Annotated in this window: 19 protein-coding genes; all 19 read left to right on the forward strand. The window is 69.1% G+C overall.

Annotated elements, in window-relative coordinates; genetic code table 11:
• Positions 1 to 3: 3 nt before the first annotated feature.
• The 19 genes from MUN76_RS00480 to MUN76_RS00570 all read left to right on the forward strand — a co-directional run bounded on the left by MUN76_RS00480 (position 4) and on the right by MUN76_RS00570 (position 22,017).
• Positions 4 to 2,277: a polyribonucleotide nucleotidyltransferase gene (locus tag MUN76_RS00480; RefSeq protein ID WP_244686190.1), complete on the forward strand. Its 2,274-nt coding sequence runs from the start codon at positions 4 to 6 to the stop codon at positions 2,275 to 2,277.
• A 116-nt stretch (positions 2,278 to 2,393) separates the two neighbouring features.
• Positions 2,394 to 3,794, forward strand: coding sequence for a M16 family metallopeptidase (locus tag MUN76_RS00485; RefSeq protein WP_244686192.1), 1,401 nt, complete (start codon positions 2,394 to 2,396; stop codon positions 3,792 to 3,794).
• Between the two features lie 9 nt (positions 3,795 to 3,803).
• Positions 3,804 to 4,610 carry a 4-hydroxy-tetrahydrodipicolinate reductase gene (gene dapB, locus MUN76_RS00490; RefSeq protein WP_244686194.1) on the forward strand — a complete coding sequence of 269 codons (807 nt, stop codon included), beginning with the start codon at positions 3,804 to 3,806 and terminating at the stop codon, positions 4,608 to 4,610.
• Positions 4,607 to 5,074, forward strand: a complete 468-nt coding sequence (locus MUN76_RS00495) for a hypothetical protein (RefSeq protein ID WP_244686196.1) — start codon at positions 4,607 to 4,609, stop codon at positions 5,072 to 5,074. Before dapB ends, MUN76_RS00495 begins: the two co-directional genes overlap by 4 nt.
• Before the next feature lie 143 nt (positions 5,075 to 5,217).
• Positions 5,218 to 6,816, forward strand: coding sequence for an APC family permease (locus MUN76_RS00500; protein ID WP_244686197.1), 1,599 nt, complete (start codon positions 5,218 to 5,220; stop codon positions 6,814 to 6,816).
• A gap of 57 nt (positions 6,817 to 6,873) precedes the next feature.
• A complete protein-coding gene (locus MUN76_RS00505; protein ID WP_244686199.1) occupies positions 6,874 to 7,683 on the forward strand; it encodes a thymidylate synthase in 810 nt (269 codons plus the stop codon).
• A 14-nt stretch (positions 7,684 to 7,697) separates the two neighbouring features.
• Complete coding sequence (locus MUN76_RS00510; RefSeq protein ID WP_244686201.1) at positions 7,698 to 8,294, forward strand: dihydrofolate reductase; 597 nt, start codon at positions 7,698 to 7,700, stop codon at positions 8,292 to 8,294.
• Between the two features lie 4 nt (positions 8,295 to 8,298).
• The gene (gene dapA, locus MUN76_RS00515; protein ID WP_244686202.1) at positions 8,299 to 9,276 is read left to right on the forward strand and encodes a 4-hydroxy-tetrahydrodipicolinate synthase; all 978 of its coding nucleotides are present in this window, start codon (positions 8,299 to 8,301) and stop codon (positions 9,274 to 9,276) included.
• A gap of 14 nt (positions 9,277 to 9,290) precedes the next feature.
• Positions 9,291 to 10,967, forward strand: a complete 1,677-nt coding sequence (locus tag MUN76_RS00520; protein ID WP_244686204.1) for a ribonuclease J — start codon at positions 9,291 to 9,293, stop codon at positions 10,965 to 10,967.
• Between the two features lie 3 nt (positions 10,968 to 10,970).
• Entirely contained in the window at positions 10,971 to 12,095 is a 1,125-nt protein-coding gene (locus MUN76_RS00525) for a lipid II:glycine glycyltransferase FemX (protein ID WP_244686206.1), read from the forward strand.
• Entirely contained in the window at positions 12,095 to 13,711 is a 1,617-nt protein-coding gene (murJ, locus tag MUN76_RS00530) for a murein biosynthesis integral membrane protein MurJ (protein ID WP_244686208.1), read from the forward strand. Before MUN76_RS00525 ends, murJ begins: the two co-directional genes overlap by 1 nt.
• Positions 13,708 to 14,745, forward strand: coding sequence for a lipid II:glycine glycyltransferase FemX (locus tag MUN76_RS00535; RefSeq protein ID WP_244686210.1), 1,038 nt, complete (start codon positions 13,708 to 13,710; stop codon positions 14,743 to 14,745). The genes murJ and MUN76_RS00535 overlap by 4 nt, the downstream gene beginning before the upstream one ends.
• Before the next feature lie 132 nt (positions 14,746 to 14,877).
• Positions 14,878 to 17,766 (forward strand): FtsK/SpoIIIE family DNA translocase, encoded by a 2,889-nt coding sequence (locus tag MUN76_RS00540; RefSeq protein ID WP_244686212.1) that lies wholly within the window; start codon positions 14,878 to 14,880, stop codon positions 17,764 to 17,766.
• Positions 17,767 to 17,780: 14 nt separating this feature from the next.
• Positions 17,781 to 18,350: a CDP-diacylglycerol--glycerol-3-phosphate 3-phosphatidyltransferase gene (gene pgsA, locus MUN76_RS00545; RefSeq protein ID WP_244686213.1), complete on the forward strand. Its 570-nt coding sequence runs from the start codon at positions 17,781 to 17,783 to the stop codon at positions 18,348 to 18,350.
• Positions 18,347 to 18,868, forward strand: a complete 522-nt coding sequence (locus MUN76_RS00550) for a CinA family protein (protein ID WP_244686215.1) — start codon at positions 18,347 to 18,349, stop codon at positions 18,866 to 18,868. Before pgsA ends, MUN76_RS00550 begins: the two co-directional genes overlap by 4 nt.
• 205 nt (positions 18,869 to 19,073) lie before the next feature.
• On the forward strand, positions 19,074 to 19,394 hold the full coding sequence (locus tag MUN76_RS00555) for a helix-turn-helix domain-containing protein (RefSeq protein WP_244686217.1): 321 nt from the start codon (positions 19,074 to 19,076) through the stop codon (positions 19,392 to 19,394).
• 126 nt (positions 19,395 to 19,520) lie between these two features.
• The gene (locus tag MUN76_RS00560; protein ID WP_244686218.1) at positions 19,521 to 19,745 is read left to right on the forward strand and encodes a DUF3046 domain-containing protein; all 225 of its coding nucleotides are present in this window, start codon (positions 19,521 to 19,523) and stop codon (positions 19,743 to 19,745) included.
• 250 nt (positions 19,746 to 19,995) lie between these two features.
• A complete protein-coding gene (gene recA, locus MUN76_RS00565; protein ID WP_244686220.1) occupies positions 19,996 to 21,084 on the forward strand; it encodes a recombinase RecA in 1,089 nt (362 codons plus the stop codon).
• A 6-nt stretch (positions 21,085 to 21,090) separates the two neighbouring features.
• On the forward strand, positions 21,091 to 22,017 hold the full coding sequence (locus MUN76_RS00570; protein WP_244686222.1) for a regulatory protein RecX: 927 nt from the start codon (positions 21,091 to 21,093) through the stop codon (positions 22,015 to 22,017).
• The last annotated feature ends 15 nt before the right edge of the window (positions 22,018 to 22,032 follow it).

Consider the following 22,032-nt stretch of genomic DNA (forward strand, 5'->3'; position numbering starts at 1 on the left):
CCCGTGGAGGGTCCTGAAATCAAGTTCGCCGAGGCCGTGCTCGACAACGGCAAGTTCGGCAAACGCACCATCCGATTCGAAACCGGGCGTCTCGCCCAGCAGGCACAGGGCGCGGTCGCCGCGTACCTCGACGAGGAGACCATGCTCCTCTCGGCCACCAGTGCCTCGAAACACCCGAAGGAGCACTTCGACTTCTTCCCCCTGACCGTCGACGTTGAGGAGCGCTCGTACGCTGCGGGCAAGATCCCCGGCTCGTTCTTCCGTCGCGAGGGCCGCCCCTCGACCGAGGCGATCCTCGTCTGCCGACTCATCGACCGCCCCCTGCGCCCGTCCTTCGTGAACGGCCTCCGCAACGAGGTGCAGATCGTCGTGACCGTGCTCTCCATCGCGCCGGGCGAGTTCTACGACGCCCTCGCGATCAACGCCGCGAGCGCGTCGACCCAGATCTCGGGTCTGCCCTTCTCCGGCCCGATCGCGGGTGTGCGCCTCGCGCTCATCGGCGACCAGTGGGTCGCGTTCCCGAACGAGGAGCAGCTCAAGGACGCCGTCTTCGATCTGATGGTCGCGGGCCGCGTGGTCGTCGACAAGAACGGCGCGGAAGACGTCGCCATCATGATGGTCGAGGCCGAGGCCACCGAGGGATCCTGGAACCTCATCAAGGCCGGCGCGACCAAGCCCGACGAGGCCGTGGTCGCACAGGGGCTGGAAGCGGCGAAGCCGTTCCTCTCCCAGCTCGTCAAGGCGCAGGAGCAGCTCGCCGCTCAGTCGGCGAAGGAGATCCAGGAGTACCCGGTCTTCCTGCCCTACACCGACGAGGTCTACGCGGCCGTCGCCGAGCTGGCCGAGGCCGAGCTCGCGGGGATCTACCAGATCGCCGACAAGCAGGAGCGCCAGGACGCCGATGACGCGCTGAAGGCGCGTGTCAAGGACGCCATCGCGGCGAAGATCGCGGACGGTGCGCTCGACGCGTCGGCCGAGGGGCAGGTCTCCGGTGCCTACAAGTCGGTCACGAAGAAGGTCGTCCGCGGCCGGATCCTCACCGACGGTGCGCGCATCGACGGCCGTGGTCTGCGCGACATCCGTGCGCTCGACGCCGAGGTGCAGGTCATCCCGCGCGTGCACGGTTCGGCGATCTTCCAGCGCGGCGAGACCCAGATCATGGGTGTCACCACGCTGAACATGCTGAAGATGGAGCAGCAGATCGACTCGCTGTCGCCCACGACCAGCAAGCGCTACATGCACCACTACAACTTCCCGCCGTACTCGACCGGTGAGACCGGCCGCGTGGGCAGCCCCAAGCGTCGCGAGATCGGGCACGGCTTCCTGGCCGAGCGCGCGCTCGTGCCGGTGCTCCCCGCCCGCGAGGAGTTCCCGTACGCCATCCGTCAGGTCTCCGAGGCGCTGAGCTCCAACGGCTCGACCTCGATGGGCTCCGTGTGCGCGTCGACCCTGTCGCTGCTGAACGCCGGTGTGCCGCTCCGCGCGGCCGTCGCGGGCATCGCGATGGGTCTCGTCAGCGACGAGGTCGATGGTGAGACGCGTTACGCGACGCTCACCGACATCCTCGGCGCCGAGGATGCGCTCGGCGACATGGACTTCAAGGTCGCCGGTACCTCGGAGTTCGTGACCGCGCTGCAGCTCGACACCAAGCTCGACGGCATCCCCTCGGATGTCCTCGTCGGCGCGCTGTCGCAGGCCAAGGAGGCGCGCACGACGATCCTCGACGTGCTCGGCCAGGCGATCGACGCGCCCGACGAGATGGCGCCGACCGCGCCTCGCGTCATCAGCGTCCAGATCCCGGTCGACAAGATCGGCGAGCTCATCGGGCCCAAGGGCAAGACGATCAACGGGATCCAGGACACCACCGGTGCCGACATCTCGATCGACGACGACGGCACCGTCTACATCGGTGCGGTCGACGGCCCGTCGGCGGAGGCCGCGCGTGCGCAGGTCAACGCGATCGCGAACCCGCAGAACCCCGAGGTCGGCGAGCAGTACCTCGGTACCGTCGTGAAGAACGCCGCGTTCGGCGCGTTCGTCTCGCTGCTCCCGGGCAAGGACGGCCTGCTGCACATCTCCGAGGTGCGCAAGCTCGCCGGCGGCAAGCGCATCGACAGCGTCGATGACGTGCTCTCGATCGGGCAGAAGATCCTCGTGAAGATCACGAAGGTCGATGATCGTGGCAAGCTGTCGCTCGAGCCCGTGATCGAGGAGTCCGCTGCGGACACCGCCGAGGCGGAGGCTGCTCCGGCGGCTGCCGAGGCACCCGCGGAGTAACCGCTCCCGATCCGCACCGCGCCCGTCATCTCCTCGTGAGGTGGCGGGCGCGGTGCTGTGTGCGACGGGTGGTGCGGGTGTGTGTTCGGGGTCAGCCGAGGGCCTAGGCTGGAGGGATGCGCGAACCCATTGCACTGCCCCTCGATCTCCCCGAACTCGCCGTGGACCTGAGCGGGGGACTGGTCCGCCGCTCCGTGCACCCGAGCGGTCTGCGGGTGCTCACCGAGCACATGCCCGGCGCACGCAGCGCCGCGATCGGGTTCTGGGTCGGCGTGGGATCCCGCGACGAGCAGGCGGAGCGCGGCGACGCCCCGGGCAGCCTCGGCTCCACCCACTTCCTCGAGCACCTGCTCTTCAAGGGCACCCCCGAACGCGACGCCTACTCGATCGCGACCAGCTTCGACCGCATCGGCGCCGAGCACAACGCGCTCACGGCGAAGGAGTACACCTGCTACTACGCGAAGGTGCGCGACGCCGATCTCGACGGAGCGGTGACGGTGCTCGCCGACATGGTGGCGAACTCGGTGCTGGATCCCGAGGAGTTCGAGACCGAGCGCGGCGTGATCCTGGAAGAGATCGCCATGGCCGCCGACGACCTCACCGACGTCGCCAACGAGCGGTTCTTCGAGGAGGTGCTGGGGACGCACCCCCTCGGTCGTCCCATCGGCGGCAGCCCCGAGACGATCCGAGCCGCGCGCCGCGACGACGTCGACCGGCACTACCGTGATCGCTACGACCCCAGCACCCTCGTGGTCACGGCAGCCGGGGCGGTCGACCACGACCGACTGCTCGATCAGGTGCTCGCCGCGCTCAACCTGTCGCCGGAGGCGCGCTGGCACACGGAACGATCGGTGCTGCCGGTCCGACGGGACCAGGATCGCACGGAGACCCCGATCCCGAACCGCGCGAGCACGACCGAGCCCACCCGCATCTCCGCTGCCCCGCGCGTGGCTCTGTTCCCGCGCCAGAGCGAGCAGATCAACCTCATGATCGGCACCCCCGGCCTCCGCGCCTCCGATCCGCGCCGCTTCGCCTTCGGGCTCATGAACGCGGTGCTCGGCGGGGGCATGTCGAGCCGCCTGTTCCAGGAGATCCGCGAGAAGCGCGGCCTGGCCTACACCGCATACTCCTTCGGTGCGAGCTACTCCGACGCGGGCCTCTTCGGCATCTACGCGGGCACGGCCCCCGAGAAGAGCGGCGAGGTCGTCGAACTCGCGCTCGCCGAGTTGCAGCGGATCGCCGACGGCGGCATCACGGAGGAGGAGCGCGAGCGCGCCCTCGGTCAGATCGCCGGCTCGACCGCGCTGGCGCTGGAGGACTCGGACACACGCATGGGTCGCCTCGCGCGCGCCGAGCTCGGCAGCGGCGAACTCTACGACCTCGATACCTCCCTCGAGCGCTTCCACAGTGTCTCGGCCGAGGAGATCCGCGCCATCGCCGCGGCGCTCGCGGACGCGCCGCTCACGGTCGTGGCCGTCGGCGACACCGCGCGGTCGAGCCTCGTCGCGACGGCTTAGTCTAGAGTCATGAACACTCGTGTTGCCGTCGCCGGAGCGACGGGCCGCCTCGGAACTCTCATCTGCGACATCGTCGACGCCGATCCCGCGCTGGATCTCGTCGCCCGCATCACGAGCGCGTCCGCACCCGAGACCGGAGCGGAGGCTGACATCCTCGTCGACGTGAGCCACCCGGACGCGTCTCCCGACATCGTGTCGCGCGCACTGGATCGCGGCCAGCGGGTGCTGATCGGCACGAGCGGCTGGTCCGAGAGCCGCCTCGAAACGCTGCGCGCGCGGTTGGAGTCCGAACCCGACGCGGCCGTGATCGTAGTGCCGAACTTCTCCCTGGGGTCCGTGCTGGGCACGACGCTCGCGCGGGTGGCGGCGCCGTTCTTCGACGCCATCGAGATCATCGAGGCGCATCACCCCGGCAAGGTCGACTCGCCCTCGGGCACCGCCGTGCGCACCGCGGAGCTCGTGGCCGCAGCGCGGCAGGGACGCCCGGTGGACGCGCCGTTCGCGGATCAGCCCGCCCGCGGCGAACTCGTCGCGGGGATCCCCGTGCACAGCCTGCGCCTCGCCGGTGTGGTGGCGAAGCAGGAGGTGCGGTTCGGGGGAGCGGGCGAGGTGCTCACGATCACCCACGACACGCACTCCAGTGAGGCGTACCGGGCCGGTATCCGCGCGGCCCTGGCCGCGCTCCCCGCCGCTCGCGGGCTCACCGTCGGCCTCGACGGCGTACTCGGCCTCGACCGGGTGCTGGCCGATCCCGCGTCGCCTGAGGCCGCGTCGCCTGAGGCCGCGACCGCCGACGACCCGGGATCCCGCGCGTGAGATTCAGCGCCCGCACTCGCGCGATCGCCGGTGTTGTGCTCATCAGCGCGCTGCTGGTGCTCTACTTCGTCTTCGCCGGGATCCGCGCCGTCGCGCTGCTCTCGTCGGGATCGGTGATCCCGGTGCTCATGGGCGTTGCGATGCTCGTGCTCCCGCTCCTCGGCGCCTGGGCGCTGCTGCGCGAGCTCTGGTTCGGCAAGGAGGCAACGCGGCTCGCGGATCGCCTGGACGATGCCGGGCGGATGCCCGAGGAGGAAGTGGACGTCTCGCCGACCGGTCGACCGGATCGCGAGCAGGCCGAAGCGGCGTTCCCGAAGTACCGCGCCGAGGCCGAGGCCGAACCGGAATCGTGGCAGGCCTGGATGCGCCTCGGGATCGTCTACGACGCATGCGGTGACCGAAAGCGCGCTCGAGGGGCGATCCGACAAGCGATTCGCCTCGAACGCAACGAAATCCGTCGTTGATCCCTGAGAAATTAGGGAAAACCTGAACGGGTGCATAGAATCGGGGCCGAGCGACAGCGTGCGGGGCCCCATGACCCCGTGATCTTCGAGCGCTGCCGCAAGAGCACCGAGCGCTGCGGCGCGCAAGAAAGCACGGATCTCACATGGCGAAATACGATCTCAACGCCCCGGAACCCGCGACCCGCACCCTGGATTCGGTGTCGGGGATCAGCAAGAAGGGTCTGCCCGCCGGGTCCGTCGGGGTGCTGGGCGCCCTCGTCATCGGCCTCTCCGTCTGCGCACCGGCCTACACGCTGACGGCCGCCGTCGGCCCCGCCGCGGCCGAGGCCGGGTATCAGACCCCCGCCATCTTCCTCATGGGCTTCATCCCGATGCTCCTCGTCGCGCTCGGCTACCGTGCGCTCAACTCGGCGATGCCCGATTCCGGCACCTCGTTCACCTGGGCGACACGGGCGTTCGGCCCGTGGATCGGCTGGATGGCCGGCTGGGGCCTCATCGCCGCAACCGTGCTCGTGCTCTCGAACCTCGCGGGCATCGCGGTCGAGTTCCTCTTCCAGTCGCTGAGCATCCTGATGAACGACCCGTCGATCGCGGACATCGCGGACAACAAGTTCGTCAACATCCTCGTCTGCCTCGGGTTCATGGCGCTCGCCACGCTCATCTCGTACCGGGGCATGACCTCGACGAAGATCTTCCAGTACGTCACGGTCATCTTCCAGATGGCGGTCATGATCTGGTTCGTCGTCGCGATGTTCGTCGGCGCGGGCAACCCCGCGAACCCCGAGGGACGCACGCCCGAGCTGTCGTGGTTCAACCCGTTCGAGGTCTCGAGCTTCAGCGCGTTCGCCGCCGGGATCGCGGTCTCCATCTTCGTCTACTGGGGCTGGGACACCGTGCTCACGATGGGCGAGGAGACCAAGCCGTCGAAGGGTCGACTCTCGACGGAGAGCAAGGCCGCCCTGATCCTGATCGCGATCCTGCTCGTGCTGTACGTGGGCACCGCGACCGCGACCGTCGCCTACGCGGGCCTCGGGGACGGCGAGACCGGCCTCGGCAACGAGGCGATCATCGAGAACGTCTTCGCCGCGCTGGCGCACCCCGTCATGGGGTCCGCCGCGATCCTGCTCTCGCTCGCGATCCTCGTGAGCGCGATGGCCTCGATCAACTCGACCGCGATCTCCCCGGCCCGAACGCTGCTGGCGATGTCGCACTACCGCGCGCTGCCGGCTGCCATCAAGCGCATCCACCCGAAGTACAAGTCGCCTTACGTGGCGCTGCTGCTGTCGTCCATCGTCGCGTCGGTGTTCTACGCGGTCATGCGATTCATCTCCGAGGACGTGCTCTGGGACACCATCACCGCACTCGGCATGATGGTGTGCTTCTACTACGGGATCACCGCGCTCGCGAGCCCCTGGTATTTCCGCAAGCTCGCTCCGCGCGAGGGGTTCGGCTCGGTGCTCTCGAAGATCGTACTCCCCGGCGTCGGCGGCATCCTGCTGCTCATCGTGTTCGTGAAGACCACCGTCGACGCCATGGACCCGGAGGCCGGGTCGGGCAGCAACATCGCCGGCGTCGGCCTGGTCGGCATCATCGGTGTGGTGGTGCTCGGGATCGGCGTCGTGCTGATGCTGCTGCAGTCGCGGGCCGAGCCGGCGTTCTTCCGCGGCCAGGTGCTGTCGCGTGCGGACGCGACCGACGACACCTCCGCGATCGAGCTCTTCGACGACGGGCTGGGGAGCTAGCGGGCGGCTGGGTGTTGATCGCGTCAATGTCCGAGGTCGGCGAGTAGACTCTGAGCCGTGACTGACACCGCGATCCCGACGCCCTATGAAGACCTGCTCCGCGAGGTGCTCGAGCACGGCACGCCGAAGTCGGACCGCACCGGCACCGGCACCCGGAGCCTGTTCGGCCGGCAGATCCGCTTCGATCTCGCGGAGTCGTTTCCGCTGATCACGACGAAGCGCGTCCACTTCAAGTCGGTCGCGCTGGAGCTGCTGTGGTTCCTCCGCGGCGAGGGCAACGTCGCGTTCCTGCGCGAGAACGGCGTCACCATCTGGGACGAGTGGGCCGATGAGAACGGCGATCTCGGGCCCGTGTACGGCGTGCAGTGGCGGTCGTGGCCGACTCCCTCGGGGGAGCACATCGACCAGATCGCGCAGGTCGTCGAGCAGATCCGCTCGAACCCCGACTCGCGGCGCCTCATCGTCTCGGCGTGGAACGTCTCGGAGCTCGATCAGATGGCGCTCGCACCGTGCCACGCGTTCTTCCAGTTCTACGTCGCCGATGGCAAGCTGTCCTGCCAGCTCTACCAGCGCTCGGCCGACATGTTCCTCGGTGTGCCGTTCAACATCGCGAGCTATGCGCTCCTCACCCTGATGATCGCGCAGCAGACCGGCCTCGAGCCCGGCGAATTCGTCTGGACCGGGGGCGACTGCCACATCTACGACAATCACGTCGAGCAGGTCGAGCGGCAGCTCTCGCGCGAGCCGTTTCCCTACCCCCGCATCGAGATCGCGCAGCGCGACTCGGTGTTCGACTACGACTACGAGGACTTCACCGTGGTGGGGTACGAGCATCACCCCGGGATCAAGGCCCCGGTGGCGGTGTAGCGGTGCGCATCGGCATGATCTGGGCGCAAGCCTCCGACGGCGCGATCGGCCGCGACGGGCAGATGCCCTGGCACCTGCCCGAGGACCTGGCGCACTTCAAGCGGACGACGCTCGGTGCGCCCGTGCTCATGGGGCGACGCACCTGGGAATCGCTGCCCGAGCGGTTCCGCCCGCTTCCCGGCCGGGAGAACCTGGTGATCACCCGCGATGCCGCCTACGACGCGCCGGGCGCGACAGTGCATGCGTCTCTCGATGCCGCAGTGCGGTCCGTGGGTCAGTCAGCGGTGTCGGCCCGGTCGGTTGCCGGGTCCGGATCCGGGCCGGCAACTGGGCCGACCTCTGAATCCAGTGCGGCCCCTGACGCGTGGATCATGGGCGGGGGCGAGCTGTATCGCGCCGCCATGCCGCTGGCCGCTGAGCTCGTCGTCACCCGCATCGATCTCGAGGTGCCGGACGCCGACACCTTCGCGCCCGAGATCGGGCCGGAGTGGCGTCTCGCCGATCCCGGCGCGCCGCTCGTCGCGGCCTCCGGCCTCGGCTACCGCTTCGAGCGCTGGGTGCACCTCCCGGAGGACGCCGGGCAGCAGTCGCAGCAATCTCCGGTAGCCTAGTCAGGTGGCACACCCAGAGAATCCCTTCGGACAGGTCCTCGTCGCTCTCGTCACCCCGTTCCAGGCGGATGGTGAGGTCGACTGGCCCGCAGTCGAACAGCACATCGAATCCTGCATCGCGAGCGGCGCGGACGGCATCGTCGTCACCGGCACGACCGGTGAGACCTCGACGCTCACCGACCCCGAGAAGATCAAGCTCGTGGAGGTCGCGAAGGCCGTCTCGAGCGGCCGCGCGAAGGTGATCACGGGCGGCGGATCCAACGAGACCGCGCACGCGATCGAGCTCTACCAGGCCAGCGAGAAGGCCGGCGCCGACGGCGTGATGATCGTCACCCCGTACTACAACAAGCCGACCCAGGCGGGTCTGCTCACGCACTTCCGGATGGTCGCGGACGCGACCGATCTCCCCGTGATCCTCTACGACATCCCCGGGCGCACCGGCGTGCCGATCAAGTACGAGACCATCCTGCGGCTCGCGAAGCACCCGAACATCCTCGCGGTCAAGGACGCCAAGGGCGACTTCAGCGAGGTCAGCCGCGTGCTGAACCAGACCGACCTCATGTACTTCTCCGGCGACGACGCGAACGTGCTGCCGCACCTGTCGATCGGGGCCACCGGCCTCATCGGCGTCACGGCGAACATCGCCGCGGCCCCGTACCGGGTGATCGTCGACGCGGTCAATGCCGGCGATCTGCACACCGCTCGTGCCGCGCACCAGAGCCTCGAACCGCTCGTGCGCGCCGTCATGACCCACGTGCCCGGCACGGTCGCGGCCAAGTACATCCTGCACGGCCTCGGCCGTATCGGCAGCCCGCGCGTTCGGCTGCCGCTCGTCGGACCGGAGGAGTGGGAGGCCGCGCTCATCGAGGACGAACTCGCCCTCATCTCCGACGTCCCCGGCGTCGATCTTTCCAACTTCAGGCCGGACCGCAACGCGGCTGCCGGCGGTGCCCTGCCCCAGATCGCAGGCACCACCCGCTAATAACAGGAGGCCCCGTGCCCAACCCCCCTTACGCCCCGCCCGCACTCGAGAAGGGCACCCTGCGGATCACTCCGCTCGGTGGTCTCGGTGAGGTCGGCCGAAACATGACCGTCTACGAAATCGACGGCAAACTGCTCATCGTGGATTGCGGTGTGCTCTTCCCGGAGGTCCAGCACCCCGGCATCGACCTCATCCTGCCCGATATCTCGAAGATCGAGGATCGTCTCGGCGACGTGGTCGCCATCGTGCTGACGCACGGTCACGAGGACCACATCGGCGGTGTGCCCTACCTGCTGAAGCGCCGCGAGGACATCCCGATCATCGGGTCGAAGCTCACCTTGGCCTTCATCTCGGCCAAGCTCAAGGAGCACCGCATCAAGCCGGTGACCCGCGAGGTCGCCGAGGGCGATCGTGTGCAGTACGGCCCGTTCGACCTCGAGTTCATCGCGGTCAACCACTCGATCCCGGACGCCCTCGCGGTCGCGATCCGCACGGAGGCCGGGCTCGTCATCGGCACCGGCGATTTCAAGATGGACCAGCTGCCCCTCGACGGCCGCATCACCGATCTGCGCGCCTTCGCGCGGCTCGGCGAAGAGGGCGTCGACCTTTTCATGACCGACTCGACGAATGCCGACGTCCCGGGCTTCACCCAGTCCGAGAAGAACATCGGACCGGTCATCGAGCAGGTCATCGCGAAGACCCAGGGCAAGGTCGTCGTCGCGAGCTTCTCGAGCCACGTGCACCGCGTGCAGCAGGTGCTCGACGCGGCGCACGCCAACGGTCGCCGGGTCGTGCTGCTCGGCCGCTCCATGGTGCGCAACATGAAGATCGCCGCCGACCTCGGGTACCTCAACGTGCCCGACGGTGTGATCGTCGATCTCAAGAAGAGCGGGGATATTCCGGATCACCGCATCGTCTACATGTCCACCGGCTCCCAGGGTGAGCCCATGGCGGTCCTCAGCCGCATGGTCAACCGCGAGCACCAGGTCGAGGTCGGCGACGGCGACACGGTGATCCTCGCCTCGAGCCTGATCCCGGGCAACGAGACCTCCGTCTACCGCATCATCGACGGCCTCATGAAGCTCGGCGCGAATGTCGTCCACAAGGGCAACGCGAAGGTGCACGTCTCGGGCCACGCCTCCGCCGGCGAGCTGCTCTACTGCTACAACATCGTGCGTCCGAAGAATGTGATGCCGATCCACGGCGAGTACCGCATGCTCGTCGCGAACGCGGCGCTCGCGATCGAGACCGGTGTGCCGCAGAACCGCACGGTGATCGCCGAGAACGGCACGGTCGTCGACCTCGCCGACGGCGTCGCTCGTGCGGTCGGGCAGATCGACATCGACTTCATCTACGTCGACGGCAAGAGCGTCGGCCGCGTGACGGACGATGACCTGCGGGATCGTCGTACGCTCGCGGAGGAGGGCTTCATCTCGATCATCACGGTCGTCGAGACGAGCCTGCCGCAGATCGTCTCGGGCCCCGAGATCCACGCCAAGGGTGTGGCCGAGGACCAGAAAGTCTTCGACTCGATCAAACCGCAGATCGCGGACGCGCTCGAGAAGGCCATGCAGGACGGCATGACCGATCACCACCAGCTCCAGCAGATCGTGCGCCGCACGGTCGGTCGCTGGGTCGGGACGAAGCTGCGCCGCAAGGCGATGATCGTCCCCGTCGTGGTGGTGGTGTAGGTCGTGTCGAGCGCCGTCGCGCGTCTCGCGAGCGGCGCCGGCGTGACGGTGCGCCCCGCGAGCGAGTCGGAACACCGCAACTGGGACGCCCTGGTCGCGGCGAACCCGGGCTCGGGTGAGGTCTGGTCGGGTGCGTCGTACCTCGACGTCAAGGAGCGCGAGGGCGGCTACCGGCAGTACCGGCTGATCGTCGAGCGCCCCGGGATCGACGGGGCTCCGGCGCGCTCGGACATCGCCGTGGCGGTGCTCGCGAAGCGGGTTCCGCTCCTCGGGGAGTGGTGGCACCTGCCGGCCGGCCCCGCGGGCGAGGATTCCGACGCGGTGCTCGAGGTGGCGACCGCGGTCGCGGCGTTCGCGCGGGATCGCGGCGCCTTTCTGCTCAAGATCGAGCCCCGGGTCGGGATCGACGCGGGGCCCGCGCTCCGCGCGGCGGGCTTCCGGGATACGGTCCGGATCATTCCGAACCCGTCCACGATCCTCGTCGATGTCTCGGGGGCCGAGGACGAGGTGTTCGCGCGGCTCGGCAAGAAGGCTCGGAACGCGATCAATCGCGCCCGGCGCGATGGGATCGTGGTGACGCGCGTCGACGCGACCGATGCCCACTGCGCCGAGCTCTACCGCCTGCTGCAGGAGACCGCCGAGGGGCGGTTCGTGCTCCGCAGCGAGCGCTACTACCGCGAGTTCTGGCAGACCTTCGCGCGTGCCGGCGTCGGGCAGCTCTTCCTCGCCCACCGGGCCGACGAGGCGGGGGAGCCGCAGCTCGTGGCCGGTGCGTTCGCGATGGCGCTCGGTACGAAGACGACCTACAAGGACGGGGCTTCCGTGCGCGCGAAGACCGCGTACGGCGCCTCACATGCGCTGCAGTGGGAAGTGCTCCGCTGGGCCTCCGAGCGCGGGGCACTCGTCCACGACCTGTGCGGCGCTCCGCCGGCCGATCGCGCCGACGACACGACCCACCCGCTCCACGGCGTCGGGCAGTTCAAGCGCTCGTTCGCGCCCGAGATCATCGATTACGTCGGTGCCCTCGAGCTCCCGCTCCGACCGCGGACGTACGCGATCTGGCAGCGCGTCGGCGACCGCGTGATGCGGCGCTGGTCGCTCGCGGTGCGGAAGGATCCCTACTACTGATGGCCAGTCTGATGCGCTCCAGCGCGGTCATGGCGTCGGGCACGATGGTCTCGCGGGTGCTCGGCCTCGTGAAGGCCGTGCTGCTCGCCTACGCGATCGGGTCGGTCGGCTCGGTGTCCGCCGACGCGTTCGCGAACGGCAACCTGCTGCCGAACACCCTCTACATCATTCTGCTCGGCGGCATGCTCAATGCGGTGCTCGTGCCGCAGATCGTGCGCGCCGCGAAGAACGCCGACGGTGGCAGCGGATACATCAACAAGATCCTCACGCTCATCTCGGTCGCGCTGTTCGGGGTCACCGTGCTCGCGATGCTGCTGGCTCCGTGGATCGTCTTCCTGACGGCGGTCGACTGGCCGCCGGAGCAGCTCGCCCTCGCGACGGGATTCGCCTACTGGTGCCTGCCGCAGATCGTGTTCTACGGGCTCTACACCGTGCTCGGGGAGGTGCTGAACGCGCGCAGCGTGTTCGGGCCGTTCACCTGGGCTCCGGTGCTCAACAACGTGATCGGGATCGCCGGCATCGTCGTCTTCATCCTCATGTTCGGCGCCGATCCGACGGGCCAGCGCACCGTCTTCGAGTGGGACGCCTTCTCGATCGGCGTGCTGGGCGGCAGCGCCACGCTGGGCGTGATCTCGCAGGCGCTGATCCTCTTCGTGTCGTGGCGTCGCGCCGGGATCCGGTACCGCCCCGACTTCAAGTGGAAGGGGATGGGACTCGGCACCACCGCACGGATCGCCGGCTGGAGCCTCGCGACCATCGTCGTCATGCAGCTCGGCGGGTTCATCACGAACAACGTCGTCGCGACAGGATCGGGCGTCGGCCCCTCCACGAGCGCCATGGGCAATGTCTGGCTGATCTTCATGATGCCGCACTCGGTGATCGCGGTCTCGCTCGCGACCGTGTACTTCACGCGGCTGGCGGAGTGGGGGCATCAGGGCCGGGTGGCCGAGTTCCGCGCCGACTTCTCCGCCTCGGCCCGCCAGATCTCCCTCGTCATGGTGCTCGCCGCGAGCGTCCTGTTCGCCGCGGCGCCGTTCGTGAGCCGGATCATGAACTTCGACGCGACCCCCCTGCAGGTCGACCAGTTCGCCCAGGCGCTGCAGGCGTACGTGATCAGCCTCGCCGCCTACAGCTTCCTGTTCGTCGTGCAGCGCGCGTTCTACGCGCTGTCCGACACGCGCACGCCGTTCGTGTTCACCTCGGTGCAGATGGGCATCGTGATCCTGCTGTCGCTCACGCTGCTCTTCGCGCCGCGCCCCCTCATCGGTGTGCTCTTCGCGCTCGTGTGGTCGTTCGCGACGATCCTGCAGGCGCTCCTCGCGACCTGGTTGCTCCGGCGCCGCCTCGGCCGGATCGACGGCCGCCGCATTGCGCAGAGCCTCGCGAAATTCGTGCTGGCCGCGATCCCGGCGCTGGTGCTCGGCACGCTCGTGACCTGGGGCGCCCGGGCGCTGCAGCCGGAGTTCGGCGCGGGGTTCTCGATCCTCGCGAGCTGCGCGGTGGGCGCTGTCGTGGCCGTGGTCTACCTGGTGGGGCTCCGCCTCCTCCGGTCTTCGGAACTCGGTGAGCTCACCGGTTTCATCAGCAGCAAACTCGGAAGGAACCGTTCTCGATGAGCCCAGAAGCCTCGCGCGCGCCGCTCACCGTCGTCCCGTGCACCGATCGTGCGCAGTGGGACGACACGGTCAACGCACTCGGCGGGCACCCGCTCCAGCTCTGGGGCTGGGGAGACCTGAAGTCGGCGCACCGCTGGAGCGCGGAGCGCGTGCTCGTGCACGCGGGCGACGCGATGGTGGGTGCATGCCAGCTGCTCACCCGGTCGCTCCCGGGCCCGCTCGGCGGCTTCGTGTACGCCCCGCGCGGCCCGGTCCTCGCCCGTGCCTCGGACTCGGACGGTCCCGCTCCCGAGCCCGCCCCGGGTGCCGTGGCGGACGCGGTCGCCGACTACGTGCGCGGCTCGCGGCGTGCGGTTGCCGTCTCCATCGAGCCCGATGAGGACGCGGGCGACGTCCCGCTGGGTCCGGACTGGCGGGCCGCCCAGACGCCGGTGCTCCCGGCGCGGACGCTGATCCTCGACCTGCGGCAATCGGAGGACGCACTGCTCGCCGACATGAGCAAGAAGCATCGTCAGTACGTGCGCAAGTCGGCACGGGAGGAATCCCTCGAGATCCGCGCCGTCGAGACCGCGGAGCAGCTCGACGCCTGCCTCGAGGTCTACCGCGAGACGAGCGAGCGCGCCGATTTCGGGCTGCACGAGGACTCGTACTACCACGACGCCTTCACGATGCTCGGCGACGACGCCCCGGTGTGGGCGAGCTACGTCGACGGCAAGCCCGTCGCGTTCCTCTTCCTCGCCAAGTCGGCGCGCACCTCGTTCGAGCTCTACGGCGGCATGAACGACACCGGGCAGCGCCTCCGCGCGAACTACGCGCTCAAGTGGCACGCGATCCGCGCCATGCGCGAGCTCGGGATCGAGCGCTACGACTTCGGTGGACTGATCAATGACGGGGTCACCACGTTCAAGACCGGCTTCGCGTCGCACGAGAATCTCCTCGCGGGATCGTGGGATCGCCCGGGGCCGGGGTACCGGATCTGGACCGAGGGGCTCCCGCTCGCGAAGCGAGTGGTGCGCGCGCTCCGACGTCGCTGACGCGCGTCGGAACGGCGAACGGCCGACGGCGGCCACGTGCTGACCTGTCGCCGGGCGGCCGCGCGGCGACCGATTCTCCCCGACGCGGTGCGTCACCGAGCCATTGTCAGTGGGAGAACGTACCCTCGTCTCATGGCCACCAAAGCTTCGTCGCGCGGAAAATCTGGGAAGCCCGCAGCCCGGGGTTCCCGGAGCACCGGTACGCAGACGAGCGCTCGCACGCGGGTGCTCGCGGAGGCGGAACCGACCGAGGGCGTGCTCGTGCGCGCCTGGAACGGTCTCGCGCACGCCGTCGGGGGTGCCGCACGGGCATTCCGGCTGGAGCCGCTCGCGAGTGAGGATCGCCGCGACGGGATCCCGATGCTGCTCGTCCTGCTCGCCGTGATCGGCGCCGTCGTCGAGTGGTTCCTCATCGGGCAGCCGGTCGCCCTGCAGCTCGACGCGTGGACCTTCGGCGGGCTCTTCGGGCGCGTGGCCTTCGGCCTGCCCATCATCATGGTCGGGTTCGCGCTGTGGCTCTTCAACCACCCGTCGAGCGTCAACGACAATCGGCGCATCGCCATCGGGCTCTTCCTCGCCATCACGAGCATCGCGGGCCTCACGCACGTCTACGGCGGGCGTCCCACGCCGAGCGAGGGCATGCTCGCGCTGGCGGAGGCCGGCGGGCTCCTCGGATGGATGGTCGGGGCCCCGCTGCTCGCGCTCACGGTGTGGGTGGCGACGCCCGTGCTGTCGCTCCTGCTGGCCTTCTCCATCCTCATCATCACCAAGACGCCTCCCGGGCGCATCGTGCGCCGACTGGGGGAGGCCTACGCGTTCCTGTTCGGCGTGGGAGACGCGTCGGCCGAGGACGCCGAGGCGAGCCCGCAGCCGACGGCGCGCGAGCGCCGCAGCGCGCGGAAGGACAACACCCTCTTCGATCTCGACGAGCAGGAGGGCGACGTCGGCTCGGTGCCGTGGTGGCGTCGCAACAGCTCGGGCCGCGAGGAAGACCCGGAGTACGCGGGCGATCAGGACGCGCTCGAGAGTGCGCTCGACGGATCGGCGGTCGACGCGAGCCACGCCTTCGACTCCGCGCTCGCCCCGGAACCGGCGACCGGCGTTTTCCCCACGGATCTCTTTGACGAGCTGGATCAGGCCGAGGCCGCGGTGCAGGCTGCCGGGATCACCCCGGCCTCCGGGCTGAACGACGACTCCTGGGGCGTCGACGAATCGACCACGACGGCGCTGCCCGCCTCCGAGGACCCCGCGACGACCACCCCCTTCGTCGTCGCGCCGCCGCACGAGCCGACCCAGGTCGAGTACCACCTCCCGGATCAGGCGACGCTGTCCGCCGGAGACGCGCCCAAGGCGCGCACCGAGGCGAACGACGTCATCATGGCCGCCATCGCCCGCGTCTTCGAGGAGTTCAAGGTCGACGCGAATGTGACCGGGTTCTCCCGAGGCCCGACCGTGACGCAGTACGAGGTCGAGCTCGGCCCCGGCGTCAAGGTCGAAAAGGTGACGGCGCTGTCGCGCAACCTGTCGTACGCGGTCGCCTCGAACGAGGTGCGGATCCTCTCGCCGATCCCGGGCAAGAGCGCCATCGGCATCGAGATCCCGAACAAGGATCGCGAGAATGTCGCGCTCGGCGACGTGCTGCGCTCCGCGAAGGCCCAGCGCAGCCCGCACCCGCTCACGATCGGCGTCGGCAAGGACGTCTCCGGCGGATTCGTCGTGGCCAACCTCGCGAAGATGCCGCACCTGCTCGTCGCGGGATCGACCGGTTCGGGCAAGTCGAGCTTCGTGAACTCGATGATCACGAGCCTGCTCATGCGCGCGACCCCGGCGGAGGTCCGTATGGTGCTCGTCGACCCGAAGCGCGTCGAGCTCACCGTCTACCAGGGCGTGCCGCACCTCATCACCCCCATCATCACGAACCCGAAGAAGGCGGCCGAGGCGCTGCAGTGGGTCGTCAAAGAGATGGACATGCGCTACGACGACCTCGAGAGCTTCGGGTTCAAGCACATCGACGAGTTCAACAAGGCCGTGCGCTCCGGCGGCATCGTGCTGCCGGAGGGCAGCCAGCGGGTGCTCAAGCCGTACCCCTACCTGCTGGTCGTCGTGGACGAACTCGCGGACCTCATGATGGTCGCACCGCGCGACGTCGAGGACTCGATCGTCCGCATCACCCAGCTGGCCCGCGCCTCGGGTATTCACCTCGTGCTCGCGACGCAGCGGCCCTCGGTCGACGTGGTGACCGGCCTCATCAAGGCAAACGTGCCGAGCCGCCTGGCGTTCGCGGTCGCGTCGGTCACCGACTCCCGCGTCATCCTCGACCAGCCCGGCGCGGACCGCCTCATCGGCCAGGGTGACGGGCTTTTCCTGCCCATGGGAACCTCCTCCGCGCTCCGGGTGCAGGGCGCGTGGGTCGAGGAGTCCGAGATCAACCGCGTGGTCGCACACGTGAAGGCGCAGGCGCGCCCCGAGTACCGGGCGGATGTCGCGCAGGCCGCCGAGAAGAAGGAGATCGACGCGGATATCGGCGACGATCTCGACGTGCTGCTCGCCGCCGTCGAATTGGTCGTCACCTCGCAGTTCGGCTCGACCTCGATGCTGCAGCGGAAGCTCCGTGTCGGGTTCGCGAAAGCCGGTCGCCTCATGGACCTCATGGAGTCCCGCGACATCGTCGGACCCTCGGAGGGCTCCAAAGCCCGCGATGTGCTCGTGACACCGGATCAGCTCGCAGAGGTGCTCGGTCGGATCAAGGGGTCGCCCGCTCCCGCACCGGCCGCGCCTGCTGCGCCGGCGTCCGCTCCTGCCGCGCCGACCCAGGCACTGGCACCCGCGGTCGCGCCGAGCGCGCCGGCCGATGCGGAGGGGGCCACCGACGTGATCGATCCGCTCACGGAGTCTGGCGCGTCCGACGACACCATCGATGACCGCTACGACGATCCCGTGGCCAAGTATCAAGCGACACTCGATGAGGTCGAGGGTGAGCCCGATGAGGACGCCTGGCAGCTGACGGGACGCGACTCGTGACGGCCGCGGCTCCCGTGAGCAACTGGAACGCCCCGAACATCATCACGACCGCGCGGATCATCGCCACCCCCTTCTTCTTGTGGATGCTGCTGGCCGACAACGGCGAGCTCGGGCCGTGGCGCTGGGCCGCGGCCGCCTTTTTCGTCGTGGCCATCGCGACGGACGCCTGGGACGGGCACATCGCGCGATCCCGCGGGCTCATCACAAACCTCGGCAAGCTGCTCGACCCCATCGCGGATAAGTTCCTCACCGGTGCCGCGCTCGTGGGCCTGTCGATCCTCCACGAGCTGCCCTGGTGGGTCACGATCGTCGTCCTCGTTCGAGAGATCGGCATCACCGTGCACCGGTTGATGGTGGCTCGCGACGTCGTGATGGCGGCGGCCTGGATGGGAAAGCTGAAGACGGTCGCGCAGTCGGTGGCGATCACCCTGGCGCTGTTGCCCCTCGCGAGTGTCCTCGGAGCGGCCGCGCCCGTGGCCATCTGGCTCAATATCATCACGATGACGATCGCCGTGGTGCTGACGATCGCGAGCGGCATCGACTACATCATCGGCTTCGTCCGCGGAGGGAAGCGGGCCTCATGACCGGGCCGGACGCGCGGACGACCTCGGGTCAGCGCGTGCTGGCGCTCGCCGAGGCGCGGGGTGTCCGGGTCGCAGTCGCGGAGTCCCTCACCGGAGGACTTTTGGCCGACGCGTTCGTCTCGGTCCCGGGCGCCTCCCGGGTCTTCGCGGGTGGCATCGTGGCCTACGACACGGCGCTCAAGCACACCCTGGTGGGTGTCGACGCGGACCTGCTGCGGCTGCGCGGTCCCGTAGATGCGCAGGTGGCAGAGCAGATGGCGGCGGGTGTACGGGTCGCCTGCGCGCGCCCCGATGCTCCCGTGGAGCTCGGCATTGCGACGACCGGGGTGGCCGGGCCGGATCCCGACCCCCAGTCCGGGCAGCCCGCCGGTGTGGTGTGGGTCGGCTTGAGCCTGCGGGATCGCACCGGGGCCGTGTCGGTCCGGTGCAACGGGGACCGGCCGGCGATCCGCCGCGCGGCGGTCGAAGCGGCCCTGGGTCTCGCCGCCGAGTGGCTCGCGGCGATCCCTTCGCGGTGATTCCTGAATGTGACCCCCGAGTTCCATGCAACTTGAGTCGATCCGGCTCAAGTTCAGCAAAGTTTCAGGAATACGCGGGATAGTCTCTGAGTTACTCCCAGTGACGCCACCGAGCAGAGATGGCGTTCCGCCGGAAGCGATCTCGCGGCCGAGCGGGTAGGGTTGAAGCACGATCGTCAGATCGTGCGAGCGAAGGAGGGTACACATGGTGCTGATGCGTCAAGAGATCGGCGACGTACTCCGTGACTTCCGCTTGCAGAAGGGGCGCACGCTTCGACAGGTCGCCGGTGAAGCGAGTGTGGCACTCGGGTACCTGAGTGAGGTCGAGCGCGGCCAGAAGGAAGCGTCGAGCGAGATTCTCGCGGCGGTGGCGGATGCGCTCGATACGCCCTTGTCCGTGATCATGGGCGAGGTGAGCGAACGGCTCGCAGTGGTTGAGGGTCTGTCGATCCCGCTCCCCGGCCGGGTCCCCGACACGGTGCCGGCGGAGCTCATGTCCGGCTACGCCGCCCAGCTGGTGTCGTAGCCCGCTGGTGTCGTAGTTCGCACAGACGAATGCGCGTATTGCGCGCACATCGCAGGCGCCCGGTCCCAGGTGGACCGGGCGCTTTGCGATGTCGGTGGACGGGTGCAGAGGAGTAAGGGGGCCGTGATGCGGTTGAGCGAGTTCCGACGGGCGTGTGCCGCCGAGTTCGGCCCGGAGTACGCGAGTGTGGTGATCCGGGATCACTGGATCACCGCGCTGGGCGGCACGGCGCAGGACGCGCTGGACCGCGGGGTGGCGGCGCGCGAGATCTGGCAGGCGCTCTGCGTCGATCTTGAAGTGCCCGTGGAGCGCCGGCACGGGCGCGGGCTGCGGGATCCGCGCACCGACTGAGCGCAGTCACACCGCGCGCGACACGCCGACCTGCTGTTCGAAGATGTGTTCGAATGGTGCTACCTTCGTCCACAGGCGAACCAATCGCTGATCCATCCACGGATCCACCGCTCCGACCGTCAATGTCGGGGGTGGCTCTTAGGGTGGGAATCGTTGGTAACCCGTGCCTTGTCTGCCCCGTCCCGCGGGGTCAAGACAGCCTCTAGGCAGCAACCCAGCGGCTCCGCCGCGCAGAGCAAAGGAACAGCACATGGCAGCAGTCAAGGATCGCGAAAAGGCACTCGAGGCCGCCCTCGCGCAGATCGATCGGAACTTCGGCAAGGGCGCGATCATGCGCATGGGCAGCCAGGAGCGGGCCCCCGTCGAGGTCATTCCCACGGGCTCCGTCGCACTGGACGTGGCGCTGGGGATCGGAGGGCTCCCGCGCGGGCGCATCATCGAGATCTACGGCCCCGAGTCCTCCGGCAAGACGACGCTCACGCTCCACGCCATCGCGAACGCGCAGCGCGCCGGCGGCATTGCGGCCTTCATCGACGCCGAGCACGCACTCGATCCCGAGTACGCGAAGAAGCTCGGAGTCGACATCGACGCCCTGCTCGTCGCCCAGCCCGACACGGGGGAGCAGGCGCTGGAGATCGCGGACATGCTCATCCGCTCCGGGTCGGTCGACCTCGTGGTCGTCGACTCCGTCGCGGCGCTCGTGCCGAAGGCGGAGATCGACGGCGAGATGGGCGACAGTCACGTCGGCCTCCAGGCTCGTCTCATGTCGCAGGCGCTCCGGAAGATCACCGGCAGCCTGAACGCCACGAAGACCACCTGCATCTTCATCAACCAGCTGCGCGAGAAGATCGGCGTCTTCTTCGGCAGCCCGGAGACGACCTCGGGCGGCAAGGCGCTGAAGTTCTACGCGTCGGTGCGACTCGACATCCGTCGCATCCAGACCCTGAAGGATGGCAGCGACGCGGTGGGCAACCGAACGCGGGTGAAGGTCGTCAAGAACAAGATGGCGCCGCCGTTCAAGCAGGCGGAGTTCGACATCCTCTACGGCATCGGCATCTCCCGCGAGGGGTCGCTGATCGACTACGGCGTCGAGCACGGCTTCATCAAGAAGAGCGGCGCGTGGTTCACCTACGAGGGCGATCAGCTGGGCCAGGGCATGGAGAACGCCCGCCGGTTCCTCATCGAGCACACCGACGTCGCGGCGGAGATCGAGGAGAAGATCCTCACCAAGCTCGGCGTCAACGGCCGTGGTGAGACCGCTGAGGCACCCGCTGAGACGGCCGCGACCGCCCCGGCAGCGCCCGCCGCCACTCCCGCGACCAAGCGCGCGAGCGCCTAGGCTCGCATGGCCGTACGGTTTCTCCCACCACCCGGTGGGGATGCGTCCCCACCGGGTGGTGACCGTACCGACCTCGCGGAGGTCATCGAGCTCCGTTCGCTCCTGAGCCACGCCAAGTGGCGCGTGCCCGGGTCGACCGGGGACGAGCCAGCCGGCGAGTCAGCGGGTGGTGACGAGTCCGCGGCGAGCGGTGACGAGTCCGCGGCGAGCGGTGACCCGTCCGTGATCAGTGCCGTGGGTACCCCGAAGCGCAGTGCGGTCGACGCCTCCGAGCCGAGCAATGTCGTGCGGGCGGATTTCGGCCGTGCTGCGGAGCGCGCGGAGCCGGCTGCCACGGCTGCGGCGGAGCTCGACGAGCCGGCAGCCACGCTCCCGGCGGAGGGCGCGGAGTCGGCGGACGACTTCGACGCGTCAGAAGCGAGCGCGCTTGGCCCCGAGCGGAGCGCGAACGAAGACGGGGTGCGGCTGCTGGCGCGCAAGGCGCGCTCGAGCGGTGAGCTCCGGGAGGAGCTCCTGCGGCTGGGTCACGACGCGTACGAGGTCGAAACGGTCGTCGAGGAGTTCGAACGCAGCCTGTACCTCGACGACGTCGGCTTGGCGCGGGTACTCACGGAGAAGCTCCGCGAGGCCAAACGGGCGAGCCGCGCGCAGATCCGCACGAAGCTCCGCGCGCGCAAGCTCGCGGACGCCGCGATCGAGGCTGCCCTCGATGAGCTCGACGACGAGGACGAGATCGCGCTTCTGCGCCGAGCCGCGGCGGACCGCGCCCGCACGCTGCGCGATCTCGACCGGCCGACCGCGGAGCGCCGCCTGCTCGGCTTTCTCGCCCGGCGTGGCTGGTCGGGCGAACCCGCCATGCGAGCGGTGCGCGAGGCCCTCGATGCCGCCGCCCCGCGACCCCGCGGCGGTGGCAGCGGCGTGCGCTTCCGCTGAGCTATCGCCCGCTCG

Origin of the sequence: Leucobacter rhizosphaerae (assembly GCF_022919175.1) — a bacterium.
GTDB lineage: Bacteria > Actinomycetota > Actinomycetes > Actinomycetales > Microbacteriaceae > Leucobacter > Leucobacter rhizosphaerae.

Excerpts from the sequence above, each read along its gene's own strand:
- MUN76_RS00485 (WP_244686192.1), top strand. The coding sequence starts at position 2,394 with ATGCGCGAACCCATTGCACTGCCCCTCGATCTCCCCGAACTCGCCGTG.
- dapB (WP_244686194.1), top strand. The coding sequence starts at position 3,804 with ATGAACACTCGTGTTGCCGTCGCCGGAGCGACGGGCCGCCTCGGAACT.
- MUN76_RS00500 (WP_244686197.1), top strand. The coding sequence starts at position 5,218 with ATGGCGAAATACGATCTCAACGCCCCGGAACCCGCGACCCGCACCCTG.
- MUN76_RS00510 (WP_244686201.1), top strand. The coding sequence starts at position 7,698 with ATGATCTGGGCGCAAGCCTCCGACGGCGCGATCGGCCGCGACGGGCAG.
- murJ (WP_244686208.1), top strand. The coding sequence starts at position 12,095 with ATGGCCAGTCTGATGCGCTCCAGCGCGGTCATGGCGTCGGGCACGATG.
- MUN76_RS00535 (WP_244686210.1), top strand. The coding sequence starts at position 13,708 with ATGAGCCCAGAAGCCTCGCGCGCGCCGCTCACCGTCGTCCCGTGCACC.
- MUN76_RS00540 (WP_244686212.1), top strand. The coding sequence starts at position 14,878 with ATGGCCACCAAAGCTTCGTCGCGCGGAAAATCTGGGAAGCCCGCAGCC.
- MUN76_RS00550 (WP_244686215.1), top strand. The coding sequence starts at position 18,347 with ATGACCGGGCCGGACGCGCGGACGACCTCGGGTCAGCGCGTGCTGGCG.
- MUN76_RS00555 (WP_244686217.1), top strand. The coding sequence starts at position 19,074 with ATGGTGCTGATGCGTCAAGAGATCGGCGACGTACTCCGTGACTTCCGC.
- MUN76_RS00560 (WP_244686218.1), top strand. The coding sequence starts at position 19,521 with ATGCGGTTGAGCGAGTTCCGACGGGCGTGTGCCGCCGAGTTCGGCCCG.
- recA (WP_244686220.1), top strand. The coding sequence starts at position 19,996 with ATGGCAGCAGTCAAGGATCGCGAAAAGGCACTCGAGGCCGCCCTCGCG.
- MUN76_RS00570 (WP_244686222.1), top strand. The coding sequence starts at position 21,091 with ATGGCCGTACGGTTTCTCCCACCACCCGGTGGGGATGCGTCCCCACCG.